Genomic DNA, 24,616 nt, shown 5'->3' with positions numbered 1-24,616 from the left:
GCGGCCGGCCGGGCGGGCCAGGCCGAGGTGGTCGCGCAGGGTGCGGCCGGGGTAGCCGGTGCGCAGCAGTCCGGTGCTGCGCAGGGCCGGGGCGATCCGTGCGGCGAGGGCGGCCAGGTCGCGCTCGGGGTCGGCGGGGACGAGGTGGAAGCCGTCCACGCCGGTGCCGGTGGCGGTGAGTTCGGCGAGCAGCCGCTGCTCGGCGGCCCGGTCGGGCAGGGCGGTGGCGAGCCGGGCCAGGATGCGCAGGTGTTCGCCGGAGCGCAGCCGCAGTTCGGTGGCGGCGGTCAGCCGGGTGGCCCGGTCGGGGGCGTCCAGCAGGACGACGTCGGCGTACCGGATCGCGGTGGCGACCCGGGCGCGCCCGCCGGGGGAGGCGTCCCGGGCCAGGTCGGCGGCGGCCACCGGCACCGCGACCACCGGGCGGCCCTGCGGCGGGCGCGGGGTGATGGACGGGCCGCGGACCGAGAAGTGCCGGCCCGCGAAGTCGATGTAGTGCAGCTTGTCGCGGTCGATGAACCGGCCGGTGGCGGTGTCCCGGATCTCCGCGTCGTCCTCCCAGCTGTCCCAGAGCCGGGCGGCCACCTCGGCGGCGTCGGCGGCCTCGGCCCACAGTTCGTCCTCGGGGGCGACCGGGCGGCGGCCGAACGCCCGGGCCTCGGCCTCGGTCCCGGAGACGCCGACCAGCCAGCCGGCCCGGCCCTCGCTCACCCAGTCCAGGGTGTTGAGCGAGATCGAGGTGTGGAACGGCTCGGTGTGGGTGGTGGTGACGGTGGGCACCAGCCCGATCCGCTCGGTCAGCGGGGCGATCCGGGCCAGGGTGGCGAGCGCGTCGGGGCGGCGCGGCTCGGCGGCGAAGGAGTCGTCGAGGGTGACGAAGTCCAGGCCGGCCCGCTCGGCGAGGCGGGCGAGGCCGGCGTAGTGGGCGGCGTCGAGGCGGCCGGGGCCGGCGGTGTCGGCGTCGGCGGCGGTGTCGATGGCGGCGGAGAGGTGCAACGGGCGGGGCATGGCGAGCCTGGCTTTCCTCGTGCGGACGTGCGCGGACGCGGCTCCGTACGGATGCGGGTACGGGGGTGCGGGCGCGCGCGGGTGCGCGGTGACGGCCCGTGGGCAGGCTTAGGCCCGCGACGGGCGGGGGAGGACGGCCGGCGCCGGGCGGGGACTCAGCCGGGCGGCGGCGGGGGGAGGGGTCGGCTCAGCCGCGACACGCCGCGGACCACACGCGACCGAAGTCGATGTGGCTGCGGGTCACCAGCGGGCACGAGGGGTACACGACTTCAGTTGACCAGGGCTTCCGGCGGTTCGTCAACCGCCTTCGTCGTCCGCCGTCGTCCGCCGTCGTCGTCCGCCGGACATGCCGAAGGCCCCGCCCGGCCGCCGGGTGAGCGGCGGTGGGCGGGGCCTTCGGGGCGGACGGGACCGGCGTCAGGCCTTGGTCACGTCCTCGATCTCGCTGTCGTCCTCGCGACCGGGGGTCTTGAGGTTGAACTTGGTGATCGCGAAGCGGAACGTGAAGTAGTAGATCGCCGCGAAGACCAGGCCGATCGGGATGATCAGCAGCGGGTTCTTGGCCAGGCTGAAGTTGATCGTGTAGTCGATCAGACCGGCCGAGAAACTGAAGCCGTGGTGCACGCCGAGGCCCCAGGTGACGGCCATCGAGACGGCGGTCAGCACCGCGTGGATCGCGTACAGGACCGGGGCGATGAAGAGGAAGGTGAACTCGATCGGCTCGGTCACACCGGTGACGAAGCTGGTCAGCGCGATCGAGATCATCATGCCCATGACGGCCTTGCGGCGCTCGGGGCGGGCGCAGTGGGCGATCGCGAGGGCGGCGGCCGGCAGCGCGAACATCATGATCGGGAAGAAGCCCGCCTGGAACTGACCGGCCGTCGGGTCGCCCGCGAGGAAGCGGTTGATGTCACCGTGCACGATGGTGCCGTCCGGCTTGGTGAAGTCACCGGTCTGGAACCAGGCGTAGGTGTTGACGAACTGGTGCATGCCGATCGGGATCAGCGCGCGGTTGACCAGGCCGAAGATGCCGGCGCCGAGCGCGCCCGCGCCCACCAGGCTGTTGTTGACGTGCGAGATCGCGTCGCCGACGGGCTGCCAGCCGAGGCCGAACAGGACGCCCAGGCCGGTGCCGACGAAGGCCATGATGATCGGCACCAGGCGGCGGCCGTTGAAGAAGCCCAGCCAGTCGACCAGCTTGGTGCGGTGGAACCGCTGCCACAGGATGGCCGCGAGCAGACCGACCACGATGCCGCCGAGGACGCCCGGGTCCTGCGGCTTTCCTGCGGGGAGGGCGGCGGTGACGGTGCCGTCCGCCGGGAAGGCGGTCAGCACGTTCTTGAACACGAGGTAACCGACCAGCGCGGCCAGCGCCGTGGAACCGTCCGCCTTCTTGGCGTAGCCGATCGCGATGCCGACGCAGAACAGCAGCGGCAGCGCGCCGGTGATGGCGGTACCCGCGGCGCCGAAGACCTCGACGAGCTTCGCGGGGAAGTGCCACTTCTCATGGACGTCGGGCTGGCCCAGACGCGCCAGCAGACCGGCCGCCGGGAGCACGGCGATCGGCAGCTGGAGGCTGCGGCCGACCTTCTGGAGACCAGGAAGGACGCTGTTGCCGAACTTCTTGATCGGCGTCGGAGCCTTGGCGGGCGCCGGTGCCTGCGCAGACTGACTCATGGGGGTGGGTTCCTAACGGCATGGCGGTCGGTCGGGGGGAGGCACAGGGGCCAACCGCGAACTGGTCTACACCACACGTGGTGTAGACCAGTTTTGTAGCACGGGTGGAGAAGTCGGGGAACCCCGGATAGCGCCGCCGCCGGGAAGCGCTATGAAATCGAAACCTGGATGCGGAGCGACGATCATGATTTCAGTCGGGATTGGGATTTTGGCTATTTGCGCAACAAAAAGCGCGGAGCCCTTGCGGCGCCCGGGTCGAGGCCGGTGCCGGGGGTCCGGCCGGGTCGGGCCCGGACGATCCGGCCGCTCCGGGGCGCGCACGGTGGCTGCTGAGAGTGACCGGAGGGTCGCGGACGTGCCCGAGGGGACGTCCCCCGCCCGTGGTCGGCACCCCTCCGGAGCGCCCGCTGTCCGGTCGGATCGCGACCGAATTGCCTTTTCGGCGAGTCCCGGTAGGGAATTCCGTCCTTTCCCGAAATGCCGAAGGCCCTCGGACCGGCGGGTCCGAGGGCCTTTGCGAGTGGTGTTCCGGGCGGCGGCCGAATCGGGGGTGAATCAGGCTTTGGTGACGTCCTCGACTTCGGCCTCGTCCTCCCGGCCCGGTGTTTTCAGGTCGAATTTGACGATGATGAACCGGAAGAGCGCGTAGTACACCGCGGCGAAGCACAGCCCGATGACGATGATCATCCACGGTTTGGTGGCGAGTCCCCAGTTGATCACGTAGTCGATCAGGCCGGCCGAGAAGCTGAAGCCGTCGTGCACCCCCAGCCCCCAGGTGACCGCCATCGAGGCGCCGGTCAGCAGCGCGTGCACGCCGTACAGGGCCGGGGCGATGTAGGCGAAGGAGTACTCGATCGGCTCGGTGACGCCGGTGACGAAGGAGGTCAGGCCGACCGAGAGCATCAGGCCGTAGATCTCCTTGCGGCGGTGCGGCTTGGCCGAGTGGGCGATCGCGAGTGCCGCGGCGGGCAGCGCGAACATCATGATCGGGAAGAATCCGGACTGGAACTGGCCGGCCGTCGGGTCGCCCGCCAGGAAACGCGGGATGTCGCCGTGCACGATGCTGCCGTCCGGCTTCGTGAACTCGCCGAACTGGAACCAGACGAAGGTGTTCAGCAACTGGTGCATGCCGATCAGCAGCAGTGCGCGGTTGCACAGGCCGAAGATGCCGGCGCCGCCCGCGCCCAGATCGGCCAGGGTCTGCGAGAAGTCGTTCAGGCCGCGGCCGACCGGCGGCCACACCCACAGCGCGACCACCGCGGTCAGCATGCCGACCAGGGCGGTGATCATCGGCACGAGGCGGCGGCCGTTGAAGAAGCCCAGCCAGTCGACCAGTCTGACGCGATGGAAGCGGACCCAGAGCCAGGCCGACATCAGACCGATCAGGATGCCGCCCAGCACCCCCGGGTTCTGGTACGTCGCATTGGCGGCCTTCGCCGAGGAGTAGTCCACGCACTGGTCGCTGATCAGCACCGTCGGCGGCTTGCACTTCTCCGGGAAGGCGTGCAGCACCTTGTAGAAGACGAGGAAGCCGACCACGGCCGCCAGCGCCGTCGAACCGTCCGCCTTCTTGGCCATGCCGATCGCCACTCCGACGCAGAACAGCATCGGCAGGCCGAGTGAGGAGTCGAGCAGTGCGCCGCCGGCCGCCGCGAAGACCCTGGCGACGTCGTTCCAGCCCAGGCCGTCCTTGCCGAACACGTCGGGCTGTCCGAGCCGGTTGAGGATGCCCGCCGCGGGGAGGACCGCGACCGGCAGCTGCAGCGAGCGGCCCATCTTCTGGAGGCCGCCGTAGAAGGTGTGCCACCACGTGGTCTGCGGGGCCGTGGCGCCTGCCGAGCTCATCCTTCGCCCTCCGGGAGCAGTTGCCGACCGGCGGGCCCCTGCGGGACCCTCGGGCGGGGGCCAGGAACACCCGGTGCCGTTCCCGCGTTCATCGGAGTACACATATATTGGTGTAGACCACTTTGGGACGCGGGCCGGACGCCGGGACGCGAGCCCCCGCTGATCGTCATCCTCGGGTGGCGGCCGGGAGCCTGCGCGCCGGAATGGGCCAAAAGTGGACTAACGTGGCAGACCGGCCCGGCTCGGGTCATGCTGGTCGCGCTGCCCGGCAGCGCGACCGCAGCTGAACCCGCGTCAGCCACCGGCACGGACCTCACCACCCGACGGTCGAGGACCCACCCAGCACAGCGCACGACGGCACCCGGCAGAGCCGCCGAAGAGCCGAGACAGAGGGAGAAAACCAGATGGCCAGCAAGGCTGAGAAGATCGTCGCCGGTCTGGGCGGCATCGACAACATCGAAGAGGTCGAGGGCTGCATCACCCGCCTGCGCACCGAGGTCAAGGACGCCTCCCTGGTCGACGAGGCCGCCCTCAAGGCCGCCGGCGCCCACGGCGTCGTCAAGATGGGCACCGCGATCCAGGTCGTCATCGGCACCGACGCCGACCCGATCGCCGCCGACATCGAGGACATGATGTGAGCTGAGCCACCCAGGCTCGACCACCCGCGGCCCGCCGACCCGCTCAGGGAGACGGCGGGCCGAGGCACATCCGGAACCACCCACCCGAGCGGCTACGCTCAGTGGCTATGTCACGCATCGACGGCCGCACCCCCGACCAGCTCCGCCCCATCACCATCGAACGGGGCTGGAGCAAGCACGCCGAAGGCTCCGTCCTCGTCTCCTACGGCGACACCAAGGTGCTGTGCACCGCCAGCGTCACCGAAGGCGTCCCGCGCTGGCGCAAGGGCAGCGGCGAAGGCTGGGTCACCGCCGAGTACTCCATGCTCCCGCGAGCCACCAACACCCGCGGCGACCGCGAGTCCGTCAAGGGCCGCATCGGCGGCCGCACCCACGAGATCAGCCGGCTCATCGGCCGCTCGCTGCGCGCCGTCATCGACCACCGCGCCCTCGCCGAGAACACCATCGTCCTCGACTGCGACGTCCTCCAGGCCGACGGCGGCACCCGCACCGCCGCCATCACCGGCGCCTACGTCGCCCTCGTCGACGCCGTCTCCTGGGCCCGCGAGCGCAAGCTGCTGCGCGCCAAGGGCCAGCCCATCACCGGCGGCGTCAGCGCCGTCAGCGTCGGCATCATCGACGGCGTCCCGATGCTCGACCTCCAGTACGAGGAGGACGTGCGCGCCGAGACCGACATGAACATCGTCTGCACCTCCGACGGCCGCTTCGTCGAGGTCCAGGGCACCGCCGAGGGCGCCCCGTTCGACCGCGACCTGCTCAACCGGCTGCTCGACCTCGGCACCCTCGGCTGCGCCGAGCTCGACGAGATCCAGCGCAAGGCGCTGGAAGGCTGAACCCCCGGCGGCTGAACGCCTGTACGGCCCGCTGTACACGCCCGGCCCCCAGCCCGTACGGTTCCCGCAGCACCCCCGCTGCGGGAACCGCGCCGCAGGCGGAGTGCGTCCCTCCCCATGGAACCCCCGCCCACCAGGAGGACCGGATGCCGTCGAGCATCGCCCGCCCCGCCGCCCTCGCCGTGGCCGGACTGATCGCCATCCTCCCACTCAGCATGGTGAGTTGCTCCGCCGCCCAGAAGGCCGTCGACTGCGGCAACACCGCCGTCAAGGTCACCGGCGACCTCGCCGACCTCACCAAGGCCTACGACGGCTCCAGCAACGACTCGGCGGCCGCCGGCAAGGCACTGCAGAAGCTCAAGGGCGACCTCGACCAGATCGGCAGGAACGCCAAGAACACCGACGTCGCCAAGGCCGTGACCGACCTCCAGAAGCAGGCCGACAAGGCCCAGCAGGCCGTCGACCGCAAGCAGGCCCCCGACCTCAAGCCACTCGGCGACGCGGCCGGCAACCTCACCTCCGTCTGCACCGGCTGATCGCTCCTCCCCGCTGGATAGCTGGATAGGGTGAGCGATATGTCCACCCGTCTGATCCTCGCCACCCGCAACCAGCACAAGGTCGCCGAGCTGCGCGCCATCCTCACCGAGGCCGGCCTCGACGTCGAACTCGTCGGCGCCGACGCCTACCCCGAGATCCCGGACGTCCCCGAGACCGGCGTCACCTTCGCCGAGAACGCCCTGCTCAAGGCCCACGCCCTGGCTCGCGCCACCGGCCTGCCCGCCGTCGCCGACGACTCCGGCCTCTGCGTGGACGTCCTCAACGGCGCGCCCGGCATCTTCTCCGCGCGCTGGTCCGGCAAGCACGGCGACGACCTCGCCAACCTGAACCTGCTGCTCGCCCAGCTCTCCGACATCGCCGAACCCCACCGCGGCGCCCACTTCTTCTGCGCCGCCGCCCTCGCCCTGCCCGACGGCACCGAGCGCGTCGTCGAGGGCCGGCTGCTGGGCACCCTGCGCACCGCCCCGGCCGGCGACGGCGGCTTCGGCTACGACCCGATCCTCCAGCCGCTGGGGGAGAGCCGCACCTGCGCGGAGATGACGGCGGACGAGAAGAACGCCATCAGCCACCGCGGCCAGGCCTTCCGGGCGCTGGCGCCGGTGGTCAAGGACCTCATCGGCTGACGGGCCACAGGAGCAAGGATGGCCCGCTCCCCTTCGAACCGAAGGGGAGCGGGCCATTTGACTCAGTACGCCCGGAGGGATTCGAACCCACGACAAAGCGGACCTAAACCGCTCCTCTCTACCGCTGGAGTACGGGCGCATGCCGCATCAAGCCTACCGGTAGATGGAATCGACCGAGGACAATTCCTCACCCGGCAGATGGCCGGGTGACGGTGCGGTTCTTGTTCCGCCCGCAGTAGGTGGGGGTGATGGAGTGGCAGTTGGGGCAGAGCAGTCGGAGGTTGTCCGGCCGGTTGTCCGACCAGTCCCCGTTGATGTGGTCGACCTCAAGTGTCATCGGCCGCCCGCGCCACTCCGGGCCGGTGCCGCAGTCCTGGCACTCCTCCGGGCGACCGAGCTCCGTGAGGGCTCGGCGGACGCGGAAGCCGGGCAGTCGATTGGCCTCCGCTGGGCGCTGGATGAGGACCTCCCCCGGGGGCAGGCGGCGAGGCGACGGCTTGCCGCGATTGTGCGCTTCTCCGGTGAAGTGGGAGGTGTCGATTCCAAAGTCCTTGATGCGGCGGCCGACAAGGGCCTGCGTGCCGCCGCTCTGGCGCCGATTGAGGTGGCGGAGCACTCCGGCCACGCTCTGCGAGGCCGCAACGGCCTCCTCCAGGAGCTCCTTCGTGTAGAAGGTCCCGGGCTCGGGGAAGTGCGAGGCGTCGATGCCGTACGCCTTGATCCGCTGGCGCAGGTACGAGCGGTTGTACGGGTTCGGCTCGCGGTCGAGCGCGATCAGCATCTCGTCCAGCGTGGTCGCGGCCGCCGCAGCGGCGGCGAGCAGGTCGCGCGTGCACTTGACCGGCATGGCGGTCTCCTTCGGGCAGTTGTCGTGCCCCTTCCCCGGTGTGCGAACGATCGGGAGCCCGTTTGGTCACGGGCCGGCCGGGGTTTGCCGAGTGATGACCAATTGGTACAGACCTATTGACCTGTGTGGTTCAGACCACATAGCTTCGGCGCCAATTGTGAATCCCCCACGTGCGTGCTGCCCCACAGGCACGCGCCGACACTCTCTCCTGGAGGACCGAGTGTTGATCCGAAGCACGGCGCAGCGGCGTCCCACCGCCGCTCGGCGCGGTAAGAGTCCGGCGGCCCGGGCGGGTGTCCTGTCGTTGGCGGCGGCCTCGCTGGCCGGGCTGTTGATGGCGACGCTGGGTGCGGCGCCCTCGCAGGCGTCGGCGGCCGTCGACAACGCGGCCTGTCGCCCGGACGGGCTGTACCAGACGCCCGGGGTGGACGTCCCGTACTGCTCGGTCTACGACACCGGCGGGCGCGAGAGGATGGGCGCCGACCACCAGCGCCGTATCATCGGGTACTTCACCGGATGGCGCACCGGCAAGAACGGCGACCAGCCCTATCTGGTGAGCGACATCCCCTGGGACAAGGTCACCCACCTCAACTACGCCTTCGGGCACGTCGGCGGCGACAACAAGCTGTCGGTCGGCGCGGACGGTCCGACCAATGCGGCGACCGGGACGGACTTCCCGGGGGTGCCGGGTGCGGAGCTGGATCCGACGCTGCCGTACAAGGGCCACTTCAATCTGCTGACGAAGTTCAAGAAGCAGTACCCGAACGTCAAGACCCTGATCTCGGTGGGTGGTTGGACCGAAACGGGTGGCTACTTCGACGACGGTGGCAGCCGGGTGGACTCCGGCGGGTTCTACTCGATGACGGTCAACCCGGACGGCAGCGTCAACCAGGCCGGCATCGACACCTTCGCCGCCTCGTCCGTCGACTTCGTCCGCAAGTACGGCTTCAACGGCGTCGACGTCGACTACGAGTACCCGACCTCGATGAAGGACGCCGGCAACCCGCTGGACTGGCAGCTCGCCAACGCCAAGCGCGGCTCGCTGGCCAAGGGGTACGCGGCGTTGATGAAGACCCTGCGGGAGAGCCTGGACAGGGCGGGTGCCGCCGACGGCCGGCACTACCTGCTGTCGGTCGCGGCACCGTCCTCCGGCTACCTGCTGCGCGGCATGGAGACCTTCCAGGTGGCGCAGTACCTGGACTACGTCAACATCATGTCGTACGACCTGCACGGCGCCTGGAACAAGTACGTCGGTCCGAACGCCTCGCTCTACGACGACGGCAAGGACGGCGAGTTGGCGGCGGCCAACGTGTACGGCACCGGGCAGTACGGCGGCATCGGCTACCTGAACGCCGACTGGTCGTACCACTACTTCCGCGGTGCGATGCCGGCCGGCCGGATCAACGTCGGCCTGCCGTACTACACCCGTGGTTTCAAGAACGTCCAGGGCGGCACCAACGGCCTCTGGGGCACCGCCTCGGCGACCGGCTGTCCGGCCGGTTCCGGGCTGACCTCCTGCGGTGACGGCGCGGTCGGCATCGACAACATCTGGAACGACAAGGACACCGCGGGCAAGGAGTCCCCGGCCGGGTCGAACCCGATGTGGCACGCCAAGAACCTGGAGAAGGCCATCCTGCCCGACTACCTGGCCAGGTACGGCGTGACCGACACCGCCCTGCAGGGCAGCTACACCCGCAACTACAGCTCCAGCCTGGTGGCGCCGTGGCTGTGGAACGACGCCAAGAAGGTGTTCCTGTCCACCGAGGACGAGCAGTCGGTGGGCGCCAAGGCGGACTACATCGTCAACCAGGGCGCCGGCGGTGCGATGATCTGGGAGCTCGCGGGCGACTACCGGTGGGACGCCACCGCCAACGGCGGCAAGGGCGAGTACGTCCCCGGCTCGACGCTCACCTCGCTGATGTACGACAAGTTCAAGGCGGCGAGCCCGTACGGGGCGGTCCGCTCGACGGTGGCGCTGCCGCAGCAGACCCTGCCGATCGACGTGTCGTTCACCAACTTCGCGCTGGGCGACTCCAATTACCCGATCAACCCGAAGCTGCACATCGTCAACAACTCGACGCTGACCCTGCCGGGCGGCACCGAGTTCCAGTTCGACTACTCCAACTCGGCGCCGGGCAACGCCAAGGACCAGTCCGGCTTCGGGCTGCAGGTGATCCGGCAGGACAACCCGGGGCCGGGCAACGTGGGCGGGCTGAAGGGCACCTACAACCGGGTGTCGGTCAAGCTGCCGGGCTGGCAGTCGCTGGCGCCGGGCGCCTCGGTCGACATGGACTTCGTCTACTACCTGCCGGTGTCCACGCCGTCGAACTGGACGGTCAACGTGGGCGGGACGCTGTACGGGGTCAAGGGCGACCTGACCCGGGGCGCGGTGGACGGCGGCACGCCGACTCCGACCGCGACCGCGACTCTGACTCCGACCCAGACGGCCACGCCGACCCCGACCCCGACGCCGACCGCGACTCCGACGGCCACGGCCACGGCGACGCCGACCGGCACGCCCACCCCGACCGCGACCCCGACCTCCGGCGCCTGCACGGCCGCCCCGGCATGGGACGCGGGCACCACCTACGCGTCGCCGACCAAGGTGTCCTGGAAGGGCCACTACTACCAGAACAAGTGGTGGACCAAGGGCGACGACCCCACGGCCGGCGGCGCCTGGGGCGTCTGGAACGACCTCGGGGCCTGCTGAGCCCGACGGCGGTCACCCGAGGTGGGGAACGGCGGTGGCGGCACACCCGGTCGGGGGGTGTGCCGCCACCGCTCCGTCGGTCCCGGGCCTCGTTCCTAGGCGTCGATCTTGAGGTCGCGCAGCAGCTTGGCGACGTGGCCGGTGGCCTTGACGTTGTACAGCGCGCGCTCGACCTTGCCCTGCTCGTCCACGATGATCGTGGAGCGGATCACGCCGAGGTAGGTGCGGCCGTAGTTCTGCTTCTCGCCGTAGGCGGCGTACGCCTCCAGGACCGCGTGGTCCGGGTCGGAGAGCAGGGTGACCTTGAGGTCCTCCTTCTCGCGGAACGTGCCGAGCTTCTCCGGCTGGTCCGGCGAGATGCCGATGACGTCGTAGCCGGCGCCCGCGAAGACCTCCAGGTTGTCGGTGAAGTCGCAGGCCTGCTTGGTGCAGCCGGGGGTGAGCGCGGCCGGGTAGAAGTAGACGACGACCTTGCGGCCCAGGTGGTCGGCGAGGGAGACCTGGTTGCCGTCGGCGTCGGACAGGCTGAAGGCGGGCGCGGTGTCGCCGGGCTGGAGGCGCTCAGTCACGGTCGTACTCTCCTGGGAGCTGGGACGGGCGGTCGTACCACGGCAAACTTACCTCCGTTGGTGGGTGGGGCCGCGCGTCCGTGCTCGGCAGCTGACAAACTGGGTTGGTCGCACAGGACGACAGGACGACATCGGCAAGTGAATGGGGTGGCCCGAGTGGGCGAGGCGAGCACGCAGGACAAGCCGGCGCGGACGGCTGCGCAGATCGAGGCGGACATCGAGCGCACCCGCGACCGGCTGGCGGCGAACCTGGACGAGCTGGCCGTACGGATCCACCCGAGCACCATCTCCGCGCAGGTCAAGGCCAAGGCGATGGCCACCGTCGAGGAGAAGACGGCTCGGGCCTACGTGGCCGCGAACGGCCTGGTGGAGCAGGTGAAGGCGCAGTTCGTGGACGAGAAGGGGCAGCCGCGCAAGGAGCGGATCGTCCCGGCCGCGCTGGTCGGCCTCGGCCTGGTGGCGCTGCTCGCCTCGTCCCGCAAGCGCCGCAAGGACTGAGCCGTGGTGCCGGAGGGGCCGGAGCGCCGTCGGGCGGTCCGGCCCTTCCGCATGCCGGGCCAGCGTCACGCTCCGCGCCCGGGGGCGGTACCTTCGGGACCGTGAGTACGAACGACGACCCGACCCAGTCCGACCACGGGCACGACGCGGTGCGGCACGACCGGCTGGGCGAGAAGCTGCCGATCCGGATGCTGCACGACCGGGTGCTGGTGCGCATCGAAGGCGGCGAGGGCGAGCGCCGCTCGACCGGCGGCATCCTGATCCCGGCGACGGCTGAGCTGTCCAAGCGCTGTACCTGGGCGGAGGCCGTGGCGGTGGGCCAGAGCGTGCGCTCGGTGGAGCCCGGTGACCGCGTGCTGTACGACCCGGAGGACAAGCTGGAGGTCGAGGTGCGCGGCGCCACCTATGTGCTGCTGCGCGAGCGCGACCTGCACGCGGTGGCGGCGTCCCGCTTCGGCGACACCGAGGGGTCGACCGGCCTCTATCTGTGACCCCGGCGGTCGGCTGTTCGCGGTCGGCTGTTCGCGCTCGGCTGGGTTGCTCGGCTGCGCTGCTCGGTGAGTTCGCCGGGCGGGTGGTGGAGCAGTCGGCCGGGCCTGTCGGTGTCGGCCGCTAAGGTCCGGGCATGAGTGTCCCGGTGATCGGTGGGGTGGAGCGGCGGGCCCGGTTGGGGCGCCGGCAGTTGTTGGCGCCCTCGGTGCGGGCGGCGCGGGTGGAGGACGTGGCCGACGCGGTGGTCGGGCTGCACGCGACGGACGCCGCGACGGTGTACCTGTCGGCCTGTGCGCGGCTGGCGGAGCCGGCGACGGCGGAGGTGGACCGGGCGCTGTACGAGGACGTCTCGCTGGTGAAGCTGCTGTCGATGCGGCGGACGATCTTCGCGGTGACGGAGGGCCTTGCCCCGTACGTGAGTTCGGCGGCGGCGCGGGCGATCGCGGCGAAGGAGCGGGCGACGCTGCTGAAGCACCTGCGCGACCACGCCGAGGGCTGGGACGAGGCCCGGCTGGCGGCGGCGGAGCGCGAGGTGCTGGCCGCGCTGGCCGTGCGCGGCGAGGCGACGACCAAGGAACTCGGCGATGACGTCCCGCAGTTGCGCGAGACGATGCTGATGTCGGCGGGCAAGGCGTACGAGGCGAAGCAGAGTGTGGGCAGTCGGCTGCTGCGGCTGCTGGCCTCGGACGGGCACGTGCGCCGGTGCCGGCCGCGCGGGTCGTGGCTGAGCAGCAGCTATCCGTGGGCGCTGGTGCCGCAGTGGCCTGAGGTGCCGGTGCGGGAGGCGAAGGCGGAGGTGGTGCGGCGCTGGCTGGCGGCGTACGGCCCGGCCACGGTCGAGGACGTGAAGTGGTGGACGGGCTGGACGCTGGGGGACGTCCGCCGGGCGCTGGCGGACGTGGCCGCGCGGGACGTGGCGCTGGCGGACGGTGCGGCCGCCCTGGTGCTGCCGGGGGACGAGGGGCCGGTGGCGGCGCCGGAGCCGTGGGCGGCGCTGCTGCCGGCGCTGGACCCGGCGGTGATGGGCTGGCGCGGGCGGGACTGGTACCTGCGGCCGGAGGACGTGCCGGCGCTGTTCGACCGGGCGGGCAATGCCGGGCCGACGGTGTGGTGGTGCGGCGAGGTGGTCGGCGGCTGGGCGCAGCGGGCGGACGGCGAGGTGGTGTGGCGGCTGTTCCGGGACGTCGGGGCGGAGGCGGAGCGGGCGGTCGCGGTGGAGGCCGGGCGGCTGGCGGGGTGGTTGGGGGAGGTGCGGGTGACGCCGCGGTTCCGGACGCCGCTGGAGCGGGAGCTGGCGTCCGGTTAGGCCACCGGGCCGGCCGTCGTCACCGGGCCGGCGTCGTCACCGCGTCGTCACCGGGCCGGCGCCGGCGCCGGCACCGTCGCCGGGGCGGTGGGTCCGGTGGTGGGGGTGGGCGGGTTGCTGGGCCGGGCGGGCCGGGTCTGGGTGGGCCGGGTGCTCGGGGTGGGCTGTTCCTGGCTGGGGCTGGGCTGGGGGTTCTGCGGGCTGGGGGCGTCGGGGCCGGGCTGGTCGGTGGCGGGGGGCGCGCTGGGGGCGTGGCTGGGGGTGGTGGCCGCGGGGGCGCCGGTGGTGGCGGTGCTGGGGGTGGTGCTCGCGCTCGGGCTGGTGGTGCCGGTCGTGGTGGGCCAGGTGTCGGCGCCGGGGTTGCCGTGGCCGGTTTGCAGGTCGAACTGCTGGGTGGGGGTGCCGTTCAGGGCGGCGGTCATGTAGTCGGTCCAGATCTTGGTGGGGAAGGTGCCGCCGTTGATCCGGGTGAGGCCGGCGGTGCCGGACAGCGGCTCCTTGGCGTGGCTCTTCGGGTTCTCCCGGAACAGGCCGACGGTGGTGGTGAGTTCGGGGGTGTAGCCGGCGAACCAGGCGGAGAGGTTGGCGTCGGTGGTGCCGGTCTTGCCGGCGGCGGGGCGGCCGAGGTCGAGGGCGGCGGCGCCGGTGCCGCGGGGGCTGATGACGTCGCGCAGGACGTCGGTGACGGAGTCGGCGATGGTGCGGCCGATGGCGTCGGTGGGCTTGTGGTCGGGCATCTTGGGGACGTCGACGGCACCGCCGGTGTTGACCCGTTCGAGCTTCTCGACGGACCACGGGGTGTGGGCCTGGCCGTGGTTGGCGAGGGTGGCGTAGGCACCGGCGAGGTCGAGGGCGCTGGGGGTGGCGGTGCCGAGGGTCATCGAGGTGTTGGCCGGGTCCATGCCGCGGACGCTGTCGGGGATGCCGAGCTTGATGGCGGTGTCCCGGACGCGGGCGAGTCCGGCGTCGACGCCTTCCTGGGCGTAGACGGAGTTGACGGACTTCACCATGGCGTGGCGCAGGGTGATGTTGCCGTAGTCGACGTCGTCCTCGTTGGGCGGCGCGTACGGGGTGGGGCCGCCGGTGACGGGGCGTTCGCTGGTGCCGTCGTAGCGGGTCTCGGTGGTGATCGGGCGGCCGTCGACGGTGTGCTGGGCGATCAGGCCGGCGGCGAGGTCGACCGGTTTGAAGGTGGAGCCGATCTGGTTGTCCTGGCGCAGGGCGTCGTTGTAGGGCTGTTTGGCGTAGTCGGGGCCGCCGTAGACGGCGACGACGCGGCCGGTGGCGGGCTCGACGGAGGCGCCGGCGACCCGGACGTCGGTGTCGGTGGCGGGGCGGGCCTTGGGGTCGAGTTCGCCGGTGAGTTCGTCCTGGACGGCCTTGACGAAGGCGTCCTGCCTGGGCTTGTCGAAGGTGGTGGTGATCCGCCAGCCGCCGGCCTTGAGGGTGGCGGCGTCGATGGTGCCGGAGGAGATGAGGTAGTCGTCGGCGACGCCGACGAGGTAGCCGGCCTGGCCGGAGAGGCCGGTGGCGGGCTGGGGGTCGATGGGTTCGGGGAAGGTGGTGGCGGTGCGGTCGGCGGTGGTGAGGAAGCCGAGCTGGACCATGCCGTCGAGGGCGTAGTTCCAGCGGGCGACGGCCTTCTCGCGGTTGGCGGGGGTGGCGGTCTTGACGTCGTAGAGGCTGGGGGCCTGGAGCAGGGAGGCGAGGTAGGCGCCCTGGCCGAGGGTGAGTTGGGAGACGTCGACGCCGTAGTAGGCGTGGGCGGCGCTTTGGATGCCGTAGGCGCCGCGGCCGAAGTAGCTGCTGTTGAGGTAGCCGGCGAGGATGTCCTTCTTGTCGCGCTGCTGGTCGACCTTGAGGGCGATGAAGAGTTCGCGGCCCTTGCGTTCGAAGGTCTGGTCCTGGGTCAGGTAGTAGTTCTTGACGTACTGCTGGGTGATGGTGGAGCCGCCCTGCATGCCCTTGCCGAGCAGGGTGTTCCAGCCGGCCCGGACCATGCCCTTCAGGTCGATGCCGCGGTTCTGGTAGAAGGTGCGGTCCTCGGCGGAGACGACGGCCTGCTGGGTCTGCAGCGGGATCTGGTCGATGGTGACGTCGGTGCGGTTGACGGCTCCGGTGCGGGCGATCTCGGTGGTGCCGTCGGCGTAGAGGTAGATGTTGTTCTGGGCGACGGCGCGGGCGTTGGGGTCGGGCACCGGGACGATGACGTAGAGCACGGCGAAGGCGCCGACGGCGAGCAGGAGCAGCGCGGTGAGGGTGCCGAGGGTGATCCGCCAGGTGGGCAGGAGCCGGCGCCAGAGGGGGAGGGCGCGGCGGGCTTCGCGGCGGGCGGCCCGTTTGGCCTGGCGGCGGGTGCTCAACGTCATGGCGGGATTATCTGCTATTTGACGCGGGTTCAGCGGCGGCGGGGGCTCTGAGGTGCGTGGTTGTGCGGACCGTGTCGCGTGCCCCGTGGTGCGTCGGAAAACCGGGTGCGGGCTGTGGGGGCCGGCGGTACGGTGAAAGGTGCACATCGCATAGCGCACCGATTTCTGAACATCGCACCGACTTTCGGCAGCTCCGCCCGTCCGGCCCGGCACCCCCGGGTGTGGCCGGTCGGAGCCGTTGGGGTGTGGGCGGGTGCCTGCGGGTATCCGCCTGCCCGTATTTGTCGACAAGGAGACAATATGCAGAACGCTGCACCGGCTGGGGCGAGGCCTCCTGATACCGGGGCCGAGGGCGCGGCTTCCGAGGGCATCGCCTCCGGGGCCGTGGCCCCCGGCGCCGTAGCCTCCGGGACCGTCCTCGGGCTGTACGCCGCCGTCGCCCGCGGCGCCTTCCGCCGCTACTCCACCTACCGGGCCGCCACCCTGGCCGGCACCTTCACCAACACCGTCTTCGGCATCATCCTGGCCTCCTCCTTCCTCGCCCTCTGGCAGGCCCGCCCCAACCTCGGCGGCTACGACCAGGGCCAGGCCGTCACCTACATCTGGGTCAGCCAGGCCATGCTGGTCACCGTCTCGGTCTGGGGCGGCGGCTTCCAGGACGAGCTCCAGGACCGCTTCCGCAGCGGGGACATCGCCGTCGACCTCTACCGCCCGGTCGACTTCCAGGCCTGGTGGCTGGCCACCGACCTCGGCCGGGCCGGCTTCCAGGTACTGGTCCGCGGCACCGTACCGCTGCTGGTCGGCGCGCTGGTGTTCCGCACCCGGATGCCCGAGCACGCGCTGACCTGGGTGTTCTTCCTGTTCTCGGTGCTGCTCGCGCTGCTGGTCAGCTTCGGGATGCGGTTCCTGGTCTCGATCACCGGCTTCTGGCTGCACGACTCGGAGGGGGTGCGCGCGGTGATGCTGGTGGTCTCGATGTTCTTCTCCGGGATGCTGCTGCCGATCGCGCTCTTCCCCGGCCCGCTCGGCGACCTCGCCGGGGTGCTGCCCTGGGCGGCGCTGATCAAGGTGCCGACGGACGTCTTCCTGGAGCGGGCGGACGGCGCCGGGCTGCTCGCGGCGCTGGGCTCCCAGCTCGGCTGGGCGGCCGTGCTGCTCGCCGCCGGGCGGGGCGCGCAGTGGCTGGCGACCCGGCGGGTGGTGGTGCAGGGTGGCTGAGTCCTCCGTCACCCGGTCCTCCGTCGCCCGGTCCTCTGCCGTCGAGCAGTTCACCGCCGAGCGCTTCACCGCCGAGCCGCTCGCCGCCGAGCCGTTCCTCGCCCGGACGTCCTGGGCGGTCCGCTCCTGGTGGCTGTGCGCCCGGATGTGGATGCGCTCGATGATGGCCTACCGGGCCTCCTTCCTGCTCAACCTGCTGGCCAGCCTGGTCACCCACTCGCTCGACTTCGTGGTGCTGGTGATCATGTTCCGGCACACCGACCAACTCGGCGGCTGGCGACTGCCGGAGATCGCCTTCCTGTACGCCACCGCGACCTTCTCGCTCGGCATGGCCAACCTGCTGGTCGGCTCGGCCGACGGCCTGGGCGCGCGGATCATGAACGGGACGCTGGACACCATGCTGATCCGCCCCGCCCCCGCGCTCTCCCAGCTGTGCGCCGAACGCTTCTCCCTGCGCCGGCTCGGCCGCCCGATCCAGGCCGTGCTCGTGCTCGCCTGGTCGCTGGCCACCCTGGACGTGCACTGGACCTGGGACCGGGTGCTGCTGGTGCCCGTCCTGCTGCTGTGCGGCAGCGTCATCTTCGGCGCGATCTACGTCGGCGGCGCCACCGTCCAGTTCTGGTGGGGCGAGTCCAAGGAGATCCAGAACTCCTTCACCTACGGCGGCGCGACCCTGCTGCACTACCCGCCGACCGTCTTCGCCAAGGAACTGGTCGCCGGGGTGGTCTTCGGCGTGCCGCTGGCCTTCGTCAACTGGCTGCCCTCCCTGCGCATCCTCGGCCGCCCCGACCCGCTCGGGCTGCCCACCGCCTTCCAGTACGCCTCCCCGGTCGCCGCTGCGCTGTGCGTCGCCGCCGCCGGGCTCGCCTGGCGGGCCGGGCTGCGCGCCTACCGCGGCACCGGCAGCTGAACTCCCCCTGCTCCGTGAGGAATCCGAATGGCACTGATCGAACTCCAGGACGTCCGGCGCACCTTCACCGTGCGGGCCCGCACCGGCCGGTTCAACCGGGTCAAGCGCGAGGTGCGCGCGGTGGACGGGCTCAGCTTCACCGTCGAGGCCGGCGAGTGCGTCGGCTACATCGGGCCCAACGGCGCCGGCAAGTCGACCACCATCAAGATGCTCACCGGCATCCTCGTCCCCAGCTCCGGCCGGCTGCGCGTCGCCGGGGTCGACCCGGCCCGCCAACGGGTCGCGCTGGCCCGCCGGATCGGCGTCGTCTTCGGCCAGCGCACCACCCTGTGGTGGGACCTCCCGCTGCGCGACTCCTTCGAACTCGCCCGCCGGATCTACCGGATCCCCGACCGGCGGTACCGCGAGAACCTCGGCCGCTGCGTCGAACTGCTCGATCTGGAAGGCCTGTTGGACACCCCCGTGCGCCAGCTCTCGCTCGGCCAGCGGATGCGCGGCGACCTCGCGGCGGCCCTGCTGCACGACCCCCAGGTGCTCTACCTGGACGAGCCGACCATCGGCCTGGACGTGGTCAGCAAGGGCAAGGTGCGCGAGTTCCTGCGCGAGGTCAACCGGGACCGCGGCACCACCGTGCTGCTCACCACCCACGACCTCACCGACATCGAGCAGCTCTGCGACCGGGTGATGGTCATCGACCACGGCCGGGTCGTCCACGACGGCGGACTGGACGGGCTGCACGCCGCCGGGCGCAGCGAGCGGACGCTGGTGGTCGACCTGGCCGAGGCCCGGCCGGCGATCGAGGTGGCCGGGGCGCGGGTGGTGAAGGTCGAGGGGCCGCGCCAGTGGCTGGCCTTCCCGGCGCAGGAGAGCGCGGCGCCGATCGTGGCGGCGGTCGCGGAGCGGTACCCGCTGGTGGACCTCTCGGTGCGCGAGCCGGCCATCGAGGACGTGATCGCGCGGATGTACGCGGAGGTCGCGATCGGCTGACGGCGTCCGGGGCCGAGGCCTCGGGCGGGGCCGAACCCGGCCGGCTCGCCCATCGGGCGGGGGCCGAACCCGGCCGGCTGACGCATCGGGCGGGGGCCGAACGCGGCCGGCCCGTCAAGCTGGTGTTCGGTTCCGGTCACCCGTCCGGGGAGGGCACGTGACTCCCCGGCGGGCGGCCGAGTTGGACGGTGCATCGCCGCCGGTCAGCCCACGCGCCGGCGCACCGTCAGCCCCGGAGGCCCGCCGCCCGATGACCGTACCCGACGTGACCGTGGTGGTCGCGGTCTACAACACCATGCCGTACCTCACCGCCTGCCTGGACTCGCTGGTCGGGCAGTCCCTGGCGCCGGGGCGGCTGGAGGTGGTGGTCGTCGACGACGGCTCCACGGACGGTGGCGAGGCGCTGCTGGACGAGTACGCGGCCCGGCACCCGGGGCTGTTCCGGGTGGTCCACCAGCCCAACTCTGGCGGCCCGGCGGCCCCGACCAACCGCGGCCTGGACCTGGCCCGCGGCCGCTACGTGCTGTTCCTCGGTGCCGACGACTGGCTGGGCGCGGAGGCGCTGGAGCGGCTGGTCGCGGCCGCCGACGCCTGGGGTTCGGACGTGGTGGTGCCCAAGCACGTCGGGGTGAACGGGCGGCTGGTGCCGCAGGGCATCTTCCATGCGGACGCCGAGTCGGTCGGTTTCGCGGACTCGGCGCTGGCCTGGGCGCTGGCGGACACCAAGCTCTTCCGGCTGGACCTCGTCCGGCGCCACGGCCTGCGCCGCAACGAGGGGTTGAAGGTCTTCTCGGACCAGCCGTTCACCCTGGAGGCCTGCCTGCGGGCGGACCGGGTGTCCGTCCTCGCCGACTACGACTGCTACTTCCTGGTGCTGCGCGAGGACCGCGGCAACGTCACCGAGCGGGCCTCGGTGCTGGACCGGCTGCGCGGGATCGCCGCCCTGCAGCAGGTGGCCGCCGAACTGGCCGATCCGGGCGAGGAGTTGGACGCCATCCGGGTTCGCAGCTTCGCCTGGGACGTACCCCGGCTGCTCCAGGACGGCTTCCTGCTGCTGGACGACGGGCTGCAGCGGCGGGTGTGCGCCGAGGTCGGCCGGATGATCGAGCGGTTCGGCGCCCGCGAGGTGTACCACCGGCTGCCGGTCGCCGAGCGGCTGCGGCTCGAACTCGCCGCCGCCGTACGGCCGGAGGCGCTGCGCGACCAGATCCGCTACGAGGCCGCGCACGGCGAGCCGCCGGTGGTGGCGGACGGGTGGCGGCACTACGCGGGCTACCCCGCGTTCCGGGACGCCCGGCTCGGCCTGCCCGACGAGCTGTTCCTGCTGCGGGAGGAGCCGCCGGCCGTCGCCGTACCGCCGCTCAACCTCGCCCAGCAGCTGTGGCGCGGCGTCGTCCCGGAGCAGTTGCGGCGCGGACTGCGGCGCCACCCGGTGTGGCGCCGGCTCGCCAACTCGGTGAACGGAGGACGGGGATGACCGCCCTGGACGTCTGCGTGGTCGGGCTCGGCAAGCTCGGCCTGCCGCTGGCGGTGCAGTTCGCGCGGAAGGGCCACCGGGTGGTCGGGGCGGACATCGCGCCCCGGGTGGTGGAGAGCGTCAACCGGGGCGTGCCGCCGTTCCCCCGGGAGGAGGGGCTGGACGAGGCGCTCAAGCGGGTGGTCGCCGAGGGCCGGCTGCGGGCCACCACCGACACCACGGCCGCGGTGGCCGGCTCGGCGGCCGTCGTCCTGGTCGTCCCGCTGGTCACCGCCGCCGACGGCACCCCGGACTTCGCGCTGCTCGACGCGGCCACCGACGCCGTCGCGGCCGGGCTGCGCCGGGGCGCGCTGGTCAGCTACGAGACCACCCTGCCGGTCGGCACCACCCGGGAGCGCTGGGCGCCCCGGCTGGCGGCCGGCTCCGGGCTGGCGCCCGGGGCGGAGTTCGCGCTGGTGTTCAGCCCGGAGCGGGTGCGCACCGGGCGGGTCTTCGCGGACCTGCGGCGCTACCCCAAGCTGGTCGGCGGCCTGGACGCCTCCTCGCTGCGGCGCGGCGCCGAGTTCTACCGGGCGGTGCTGGACTTCGACCCGCGCCCCGACCTGCCCCGGCCCAACGGGGTGTGGGAGCTGGCCTCGGTGGAGGCGGCCGAGTTCGCCAAGCTCGCCGAGACCACGTACCGGGACGTCAACATCGCGCTGGCCAACCAGTTCGCCCGGTACGCGGACCGGGTCGGGGTGGACTTCGCGGAGGTCGCCGACGCCTGCAACTCGCAGCCGTACAGCCACCTGCACCGGCCGGGCATCGCCGTCGGCGGGCACTGCATCCCGGTGTACCCGCGGCTGTACCTGTGGAACGACCCGGCTGCCACGGTGGTCCGGGCAGCCCGGGAGGCCAACCTGGAGGTGCCCGGGTACGCGGTCGGGGTGCTGGCCGGGGCCCTCGCCGGGGTGCTGCCGGGCGGGATCGCCGGGCAGGGGGTGCTGGTGCTGGGGGCCGCGTACCGGGGCGGCGTCAAGGAGACGGCGTACTCGGGGGTGTTCCCGCTGGTGGCGGCGCTGGAGGCGGCCGGGGCCAGGGCGTACGTCGCCGATCCGCTGTACCGGGCGGAGGAGCTGACGGCGCTCGGGCTGCCGGCGTACGGCGGGGAGCCGGTGGTGGCGGCGGTGCTGCAGGCGGACCACCCGGAGTACCGGGAGCTGGGGCCGGCGGACCTGCCGGGGGTGGTGGTGCTGCTGGACGGGCGGCGGTGCACGGATCCGGCGCGGTGGGCGGGGGCGGGGGTGCGGAGGATCGTGCTGGGCGGGGCGTGAGCCGGGTTCGGGCGTGAGCCGGGTTCAGGGCGTACGGCTGGTTCAGGTCGGACCGTGCTGGGCGGCTGGTTCCGGGCGGGGCGGCCGGGTTCGGGCGGGGGCAGGGGGCGCGGAGTAGGGGCGCGGCCGAGGGTTCGGGGCGGGTGATCGTGGGGCACGCCTCCGTCCGCGCCGGGCACCGGGCAGACTGGCGGGGTGAGTGACGAAGCCTTCAGCGGGACCGGCCCCGGGGTCCGGTTCACCGCGGCCGACGAGCAGAAGAGACACGGCGTCCGCCGGATGAAGACCATCGCGACCGGCCTGCTGGCCTTCGCGACCCTGGTCTTCGCCCTCGCGACCTGGGCCAAGGCGGCCGGCGCCGGCGCCTGGGCCGGGTACGTGGCGGCCGCCGCCGAGGCGGGCATGGTCGGCGCGCTGGCGGACTGGTTCGCCGTGACGGCCCTGTTCCGCCGTCCGTTCGGCCTGCCGATCCCGCACACCGCGATCATCCCGACCAAGAAGGACGCGTTCGGGCGCTCGCTCGGCGAGTTCGTCGGCGACAACTTCCTGGCCGGCCACGTGGTGCGCGGCCGGCTCGCCGCGCTCGGCGTCGGCCGTCGGCTGGGGGAGTGGCTGGCCACTCCGGGCAGCGCCGAGCGGGTCACCAAGGAGGCCTCGGCGGCGCTGCGCGGGCTGCTCGCGGTGCTGCGCGACGACGACGTGCGGGCGGTGGTCGCCGAGGCGGTGACCAGGCGGGCCGCCGCCACCTCGGTGGCCGAGCCGATGGGCCGGATGCTGGGCAAGGTGGTCGCGGACGGCGGGCACCACGGGGTGGTGGACCTGGTCACCGTCCGGGCGCACGGCTGGCTGACCGCCAACCACGAGGACGTGGTCCGCAAGGTCACCCAGAAGACCCCGGGCTGGACCCCGCGGTTCCTCGACCAGCAGGTCGGCGAGCGGGTCTACAAGGAGCTGTTGCGCTTCGTCACCGACATCCGGGACGACCCCGAGCACCCGGCCCGCGGCGCGATCGACAACTTCCTCGCCGACTTCGCCACCGAGCTGCAGACCGACCCGGAGACCATCGCCCGGGTCGAGCGGGCCAAGGGCGAGCTGCTGGCCCGCCCCGAGGTGCAGGACCTGATCAACTCCACCTGGGCGGCCGTGCGCACCCTGGTGATGGGCGCGGCCGAGGACGAGGACAGCGAACTGCGCCGGCGCATCCGCGACGGCGTGCACGGCTTCGGCGAGCGCCTGGCCACCGACACCAAGCTGCAGGCCAAGGTGGACGGCTGGCTGCAGGACGCCGCCCAGTACCTGGTCGACACCTACCGGGCCGAGATCACCTCGCTGATCTCGGAGACGGTGGCGGGCTGGGACGCCGACGACGCCTCGCGCAAGATCGAGGCCAACGTCGGCCGGGACCTCCAGTTCATCCGGATCAACGGCACCGTGGTCGGGGCGCTGGCCGGGCTGCTGATCCACACCGTGGCGGTCGCGCTCGGGGGCTGATCACCCACCGGCCGCCCGGCTTTGCGCCTATCCTGGGCCGACGTTCGCGATACGCGCGTAGAAGGCGCAGCGTCGAAGGCGCGGCCCGGAAGGTGCGGCGCAGAAGCAGAAGGAGAAGGGAACCACCGTGGTCCAGCCGGACGGAAGTCGGATCGGAAACCCCACTGGCAGCACCCCCGGCGGCACCGCCGACCGGAGCATCGAGGCGTTCATCGCCGGGATGCCCAAGGCGGAGCTGCACGTCCACCACGTCGGCTCGGCCTCGCCGCGCGTCGTCGCCGACCTGGCCGGGCGGTACGCCGGCAAGTCCGCGGTGCCGACGGACCCGACGGCGCTCGCCGAGTACTTCACCTTCACCGACTTCGCGCACTTCATCGAGGTCTACCTGAGCGTGGTGGACCTGATCCGCGACGCCGAGGACGTCCGCGCGCTCACCTACGGCGTGGCCGAGGACATGGCCCGGCAGAACATCCGCTACGCCGAGCTGACCCTCACGCCGTACTCCTCGGTCAAGCGCGGCATCCCCGACGTGGCCTTCATGGAGGCGATCGAGGACGCCCGGCTGCGCGCCGAGAAGGACCTCGGCGTGGTGCTGCGCTGGTGCTTCGACATCCCCGGCGAGGCGGGCCTGGAGGCGGCCGAGATCACCGCCCGGCTGGCCACCGACCTCGCCCCCGAGGGCCTGGTCAGCTTCGGCCTGGGCGGCCCCGAGATCGGCGTGCCGCGGCCGCAGTTCAAGCCGTACTTCGACCGGGCCCGGGCGGCCGGCCTGCGCTCCGTCCCGCACGCCGGCGAGACCACCGGGCCGGAGACGGTCTGGGACGCCATCCGCGAGCTCGGCGCCGAGCGCATCGGGCACGGCACCCAGGCGGTGAAGGACCCGGCGCTGCTCGACCACCTGGGCGAGCACCGCATCCCGCTGGAGGTCTGCCCGACCTCCAACATCGCCACCCGGGCGGTGGGCCGGATCGAGGACCACCCGATCAAGCGGATGGTCGAGGCCGGGCTGCTGGTGACGGTCAACAGCGACGACCCGCCGATGTTCGGCACCGACCTCAACACCGAGTACGCGGTGGCGGCGCGGCTGCTGGGGCTGGACGAGACCGGGGTGGCGGCGCTGGCGCGCAACGCGGTCGAGGCCTCGTTCCTGGAGCGGCCGGGCAAGGCCCGGCTGGTCGGCGAGATCGACTCCTACCTGGCGGGCTGGCAGCAGCTGCGCTGACGTTCCCGCCGGTGTCCCGCTGACG

Annotated in this window: 20 protein-coding genes, 1 tRNA gene and 1 pseudogene; 15 read left to right on the top strand and 7 right to left on the bottom strand. The window is 72.2% G+C overall.

The annotated features are described in order from the left end of the window. The 3 genes from BG452_RS23955 to BG452_RS23945 all read right to left on the bottom strand — a co-directional run. On the bottom strand, positions 1-1,008 hold a 1,008-nt coding region (locus BG452_RS23955; RefSeq protein WP_188306409.1), incomplete at its 3' end, for an LLM class flavin-dependent oxidoreductase. A gap of 417 nt (positions 1,009-1,425) precedes the next feature. Continuing rightward, the gene (locus BG452_RS23950) at positions 1,426-2,685 is read right to left on the bottom strand and encodes a PTS transporter subunit EIIC (RefSeq protein ID WP_188306408.1); all 1,260 of its coding nucleotides are present in this window, start codon (positions 2,683-2,685) and stop codon (positions 1,426-1,428) included. Between the two features lie 555 nt (positions 2,686-3,240). Further along, complete coding sequence (locus BG452_RS23945; RefSeq protein ID WP_188306407.1) at positions 3,241-4,530, bottom strand: PTS transporter subunit EIIC; 1,290 nt, start codon at positions 4,528-4,530, stop codon at positions 3,241-3,243. A gap of 374 nt (positions 4,531-4,904) precedes the next feature. Here BG452_RS23945 and BG452_RS23940 point away from each other — a divergent pair. From BG452_RS23940 to rdgB, 4 genes and pseudogenes are all read left to right on the top strand, one after another. Continuing rightward, positions 4,905-5,168, top strand: a pseudogene (locus tag BG452_RS23940) (glucose PTS transporter subunit EIIB); the annotation flags it as partial. A gap of 107 nt (positions 5,169-5,275) precedes the next feature. After that, a complete protein-coding gene (rph, locus tag BG452_RS23935; RefSeq protein ID WP_188306406.1) occupies positions 5,276-6,001 on the top strand; it encodes a ribonuclease PH in 726 nt (241 codons plus the stop codon). A gap of 146 nt (positions 6,002-6,147) precedes the next feature. Next, positions 6,148-6,537 carry a hypothetical protein gene (locus BG452_RS23930; RefSeq protein WP_188306405.1) on the top strand — a complete coding sequence of 130 codons (390 nt, stop codon included), beginning with the start codon at positions 6,148-6,150 and terminating at the stop codon, positions 6,535-6,537. Between the two features lie 39 nt (positions 6,538-6,576). Beyond that, positions 6,577-7,182, top strand: coding sequence for an RdgB/HAM1 family non-canonical purine NTP pyrophosphatase (gene rdgB, locus BG452_RS23925; protein WP_188306404.1), 606 nt, complete (start codon positions 6,577-6,579; stop codon positions 7,180-7,182). Positions 7,183-7,248: 66 nt separating this feature from the next. On the opposite strand, the gene BG452_RS23920 is transcribed toward rdgB, so the two are convergent. Together BG452_RS23920 and BG452_RS23915 are read right to left on the bottom strand one after the other, a co-directional pair. Continuing rightward, positions 7,249-7,321 (bottom strand) — tRNA-Leu (locus tag BG452_RS23920). Between the two features lie 48 nt (positions 7,322-7,369). After that, entirely contained in the window at positions 7,370-8,029 is a 660-nt protein-coding gene (locus BG452_RS23915) for an HNH endonuclease signature motif containing protein (RefSeq protein WP_188306403.1), read from the bottom strand. Between the two features lie 226 nt (positions 8,030-8,255). On the opposite strand from BG452_RS23915, the gene BG452_RS23910 reads away from it, so the two are divergent. Then, complete coding sequence (locus tag BG452_RS23910; protein WP_411293000.1) at positions 8,256-10,739, top strand: chitinase C-terminal domain-containing protein; 2,484 nt, start codon at positions 8,256-8,258, stop codon at positions 10,737-10,739. Between the two features lie 95 nt (positions 10,740-10,834). On the opposite strand, the gene bcp is transcribed toward BG452_RS23910, so the two are convergent. Continuing rightward, positions 10,835-11,308, bottom strand: coding sequence for a thioredoxin-dependent thiol peroxidase (gene bcp, locus BG452_RS23905; protein ID WP_188306401.1), 474 nt, complete (start codon positions 11,306-11,308; stop codon positions 10,835-10,837). A gap of 156 nt (positions 11,309-11,464) precedes the next feature. Between bcp and BG452_RS23900 the strand changes: the two genes are divergently transcribed. The 3 genes from BG452_RS23900 (at position 11,465) to BG452_RS23890 (ending at position 13,604) form a co-directional block, all read left to right on the top strand. Continuing rightward, on the top strand, positions 11,465-11,806 hold the full coding sequence (locus BG452_RS23900; protein ID WP_188306400.1) for a DUF3618 domain-containing protein: 342 nt from the start codon (positions 11,465-11,467) through the stop codon (positions 11,804-11,806). A 188-nt stretch (positions 11,807-11,994) separates the two neighbouring features. Beyond that, a complete protein-coding gene (locus BG452_RS23895) occupies positions 11,995-12,297 on the top strand; it encodes a GroES family chaperonin (protein ID WP_188306426.1) in 303 nt (100 codons plus the stop codon). A gap of 134 nt (positions 12,298-12,431) precedes the next feature. After that, positions 12,432-13,604, top strand: a complete 1,173-nt coding sequence (locus tag BG452_RS23890) for a winged helix DNA-binding domain-containing protein (RefSeq protein ID WP_188306399.1) — start codon at positions 12,432-12,434, stop codon at positions 13,602-13,604. A gap of 47 nt (positions 13,605-13,651) precedes the next feature. Here the strand turns inward: BG452_RS23890 and BG452_RS47220 are convergent, their stop codons facing one another. Continuing rightward, positions 13,652-15,973, bottom strand: a complete 2,322-nt coding sequence (locus BG452_RS47220; RefSeq protein ID WP_188306398.1) for a transglycosylase domain-containing protein — start codon at positions 15,971-15,973, stop codon at positions 13,652-13,654. A 300-nt stretch (positions 15,974-16,273) separates the two neighbouring features. Between BG452_RS47220 and BG452_RS23880 the strand changes: the two genes are divergently transcribed. The 7 genes from BG452_RS23880 to BG452_RS23850 all read left to right on the top strand — a co-directional run bounded on the left by BG452_RS23880 (position 16,274) and on the right by BG452_RS23850 (position 24,591). Beyond that, positions 16,274-17,191, top strand: coding sequence for an ABC transporter permease (locus tag BG452_RS23880; protein WP_188306397.1), 918 nt, complete (start codon positions 16,274-16,276; stop codon positions 17,189-17,191). Next, the gene (locus tag BG452_RS23875) at positions 17,184-18,101 is read left to right on the top strand and encodes an ABC transporter permease (protein ID WP_317621195.1); all 918 of its coding nucleotides are present in this window, start codon (positions 17,184-17,186) and stop codon (positions 18,099-18,101) included. The genes BG452_RS23880 and BG452_RS23875 overlap by 8 nt, the downstream gene beginning before the upstream one ends. Before the next feature lie 27 nt (positions 18,102-18,128). Next, the gene (locus BG452_RS23870) at positions 18,129-19,088 is read left to right on the top strand and encodes an ATP-binding cassette domain-containing protein (protein ID WP_188306396.1); all 960 of its coding nucleotides are present in this window, start codon (positions 18,129-18,131) and stop codon (positions 19,086-19,088) included. A 250-nt stretch (positions 19,089-19,338) separates the two neighbouring features. Beyond that, on the top strand, positions 19,339-20,565 hold the full coding sequence (locus tag BG452_RS23865) for a glycosyltransferase family 2 protein (protein ID WP_188306395.1): 1,227 nt from the start codon (positions 19,339-19,341) through the stop codon (positions 20,563-20,565). A 5-nt stretch (positions 20,566-20,570) separates the two neighbouring features. Continuing rightward, complete coding sequence (locus BG452_RS23860) at positions 20,571-21,878, top strand: nucleotide sugar dehydrogenase (protein WP_188306424.1); 1,308 nt, start codon at positions 20,571-20,573, stop codon at positions 21,876-21,878. A gap of 195 nt (positions 21,879-22,073) precedes the next feature. After that, on the top strand, positions 22,074-23,369 hold the full coding sequence (locus BG452_RS23855; protein WP_317621194.1) for a DUF445 domain-containing protein: 1,296 nt from the start codon (positions 22,074-22,076) through the stop codon (positions 23,367-23,369). Between the two features lie 199 nt (positions 23,370-23,568). After that, positions 23,569-24,591 (top strand): adenosine deaminase, encoded by a 1,023-nt coding sequence (locus BG452_RS23850; protein ID WP_411292999.1) that lies wholly within the window; start codon positions 23,569-23,571, stop codon positions 24,589-24,591. The last annotated feature ends 25 nt before the right edge of the window (positions 24,592-24,616 follow it).

The organism is Streptomyces sp. CBMA123 (assembly GCF_014596465.1).
Lineage (GTDB): Bacteria > Actinomycetota > Actinomycetes > Streptomycetales > Streptomycetaceae > Kitasatospora.
The sequence above is the reverse complement of the archived record's forward strand: the minus strand, read 5'-3'. Positions and strand labels throughout refer to the sequence as shown.

Excerpts from the sequence above, each read along its gene's own strand:
- BG452_RS23890 (WP_188306399.1), top strand. The coding sequence starts at position 12,432 with ATGAGTGTCCCGGTGATCGGTGGGGTGGAGCGGCGGGCCCGGTTGGGG.
- BG452_RS23945 (WP_188306407.1), bottom strand. The coding sequence starts at position 4,530 with ATGAGCTCGGCAGGCGCCACGGCCCCGCAGACCACGTGGTGGCACACC.
- BG452_RS23870 (WP_188306396.1), top strand. The coding sequence starts at position 18,129 with ATGGCACTGATCGAACTCCAGGACGTCCGGCGCACCTTCACCGTGCGG.
- rdgB (WP_188306404.1), top strand. The coding sequence starts at position 6,577 with ATGTCCACCCGTCTGATCCTCGCCACCCGCAACCAGCACAAGGTCGCC.
- BG452_RS23865 (WP_188306395.1), top strand. The coding sequence starts at position 19,339 with ATGACCGTACCCGACGTGACCGTGGTGGTCGCGGTCTACAACACCATG.
- BG452_RS23915 (WP_188306403.1), bottom strand. The coding sequence starts at position 8,029 with ATGCCGGTCAAGTGCACGCGCGACCTGCTCGCCGCCGCTGCGGCGGCC.
- BG452_RS23895 (WP_188306426.1), top strand. The coding sequence starts at position 11,995 with ATGCTGCACGACCGGGTGCTGGTGCGCATCGAAGGCGGCGAGGGCGAG.
- BG452_RS23930 (WP_188306405.1), top strand. The coding sequence starts at position 6,148 with ATGCCGTCGAGCATCGCCCGCCCCGCCGCCCTCGCCGTGGCCGGACTG.
- BG452_RS47220 (WP_188306398.1), bottom strand. The coding sequence starts at position 15,973 with ATGACGTTGAGCACCCGCCGCCAGGCCAAACGGGCCGCCCGCCGCGAA.
- BG452_RS23950 (WP_188306408.1), bottom strand. The coding sequence starts at position 2,685 with ATGAGTCAGTCTGCGCAGGCACCGGCGCCCGCCAAGGCTCCGACGCCG.
- rph (WP_188306406.1), top strand. The coding sequence starts at position 5,276 with ATGTCACGCATCGACGGCCGCACCCCCGACCAGCTCCGCCCCATCACC.
- BG452_RS23880 (WP_188306397.1), top strand. The coding sequence starts at position 16,274 with ATGCAGAACGCTGCACCGGCTGGGGCGAGGCCTCCTGATACCGGGGCC.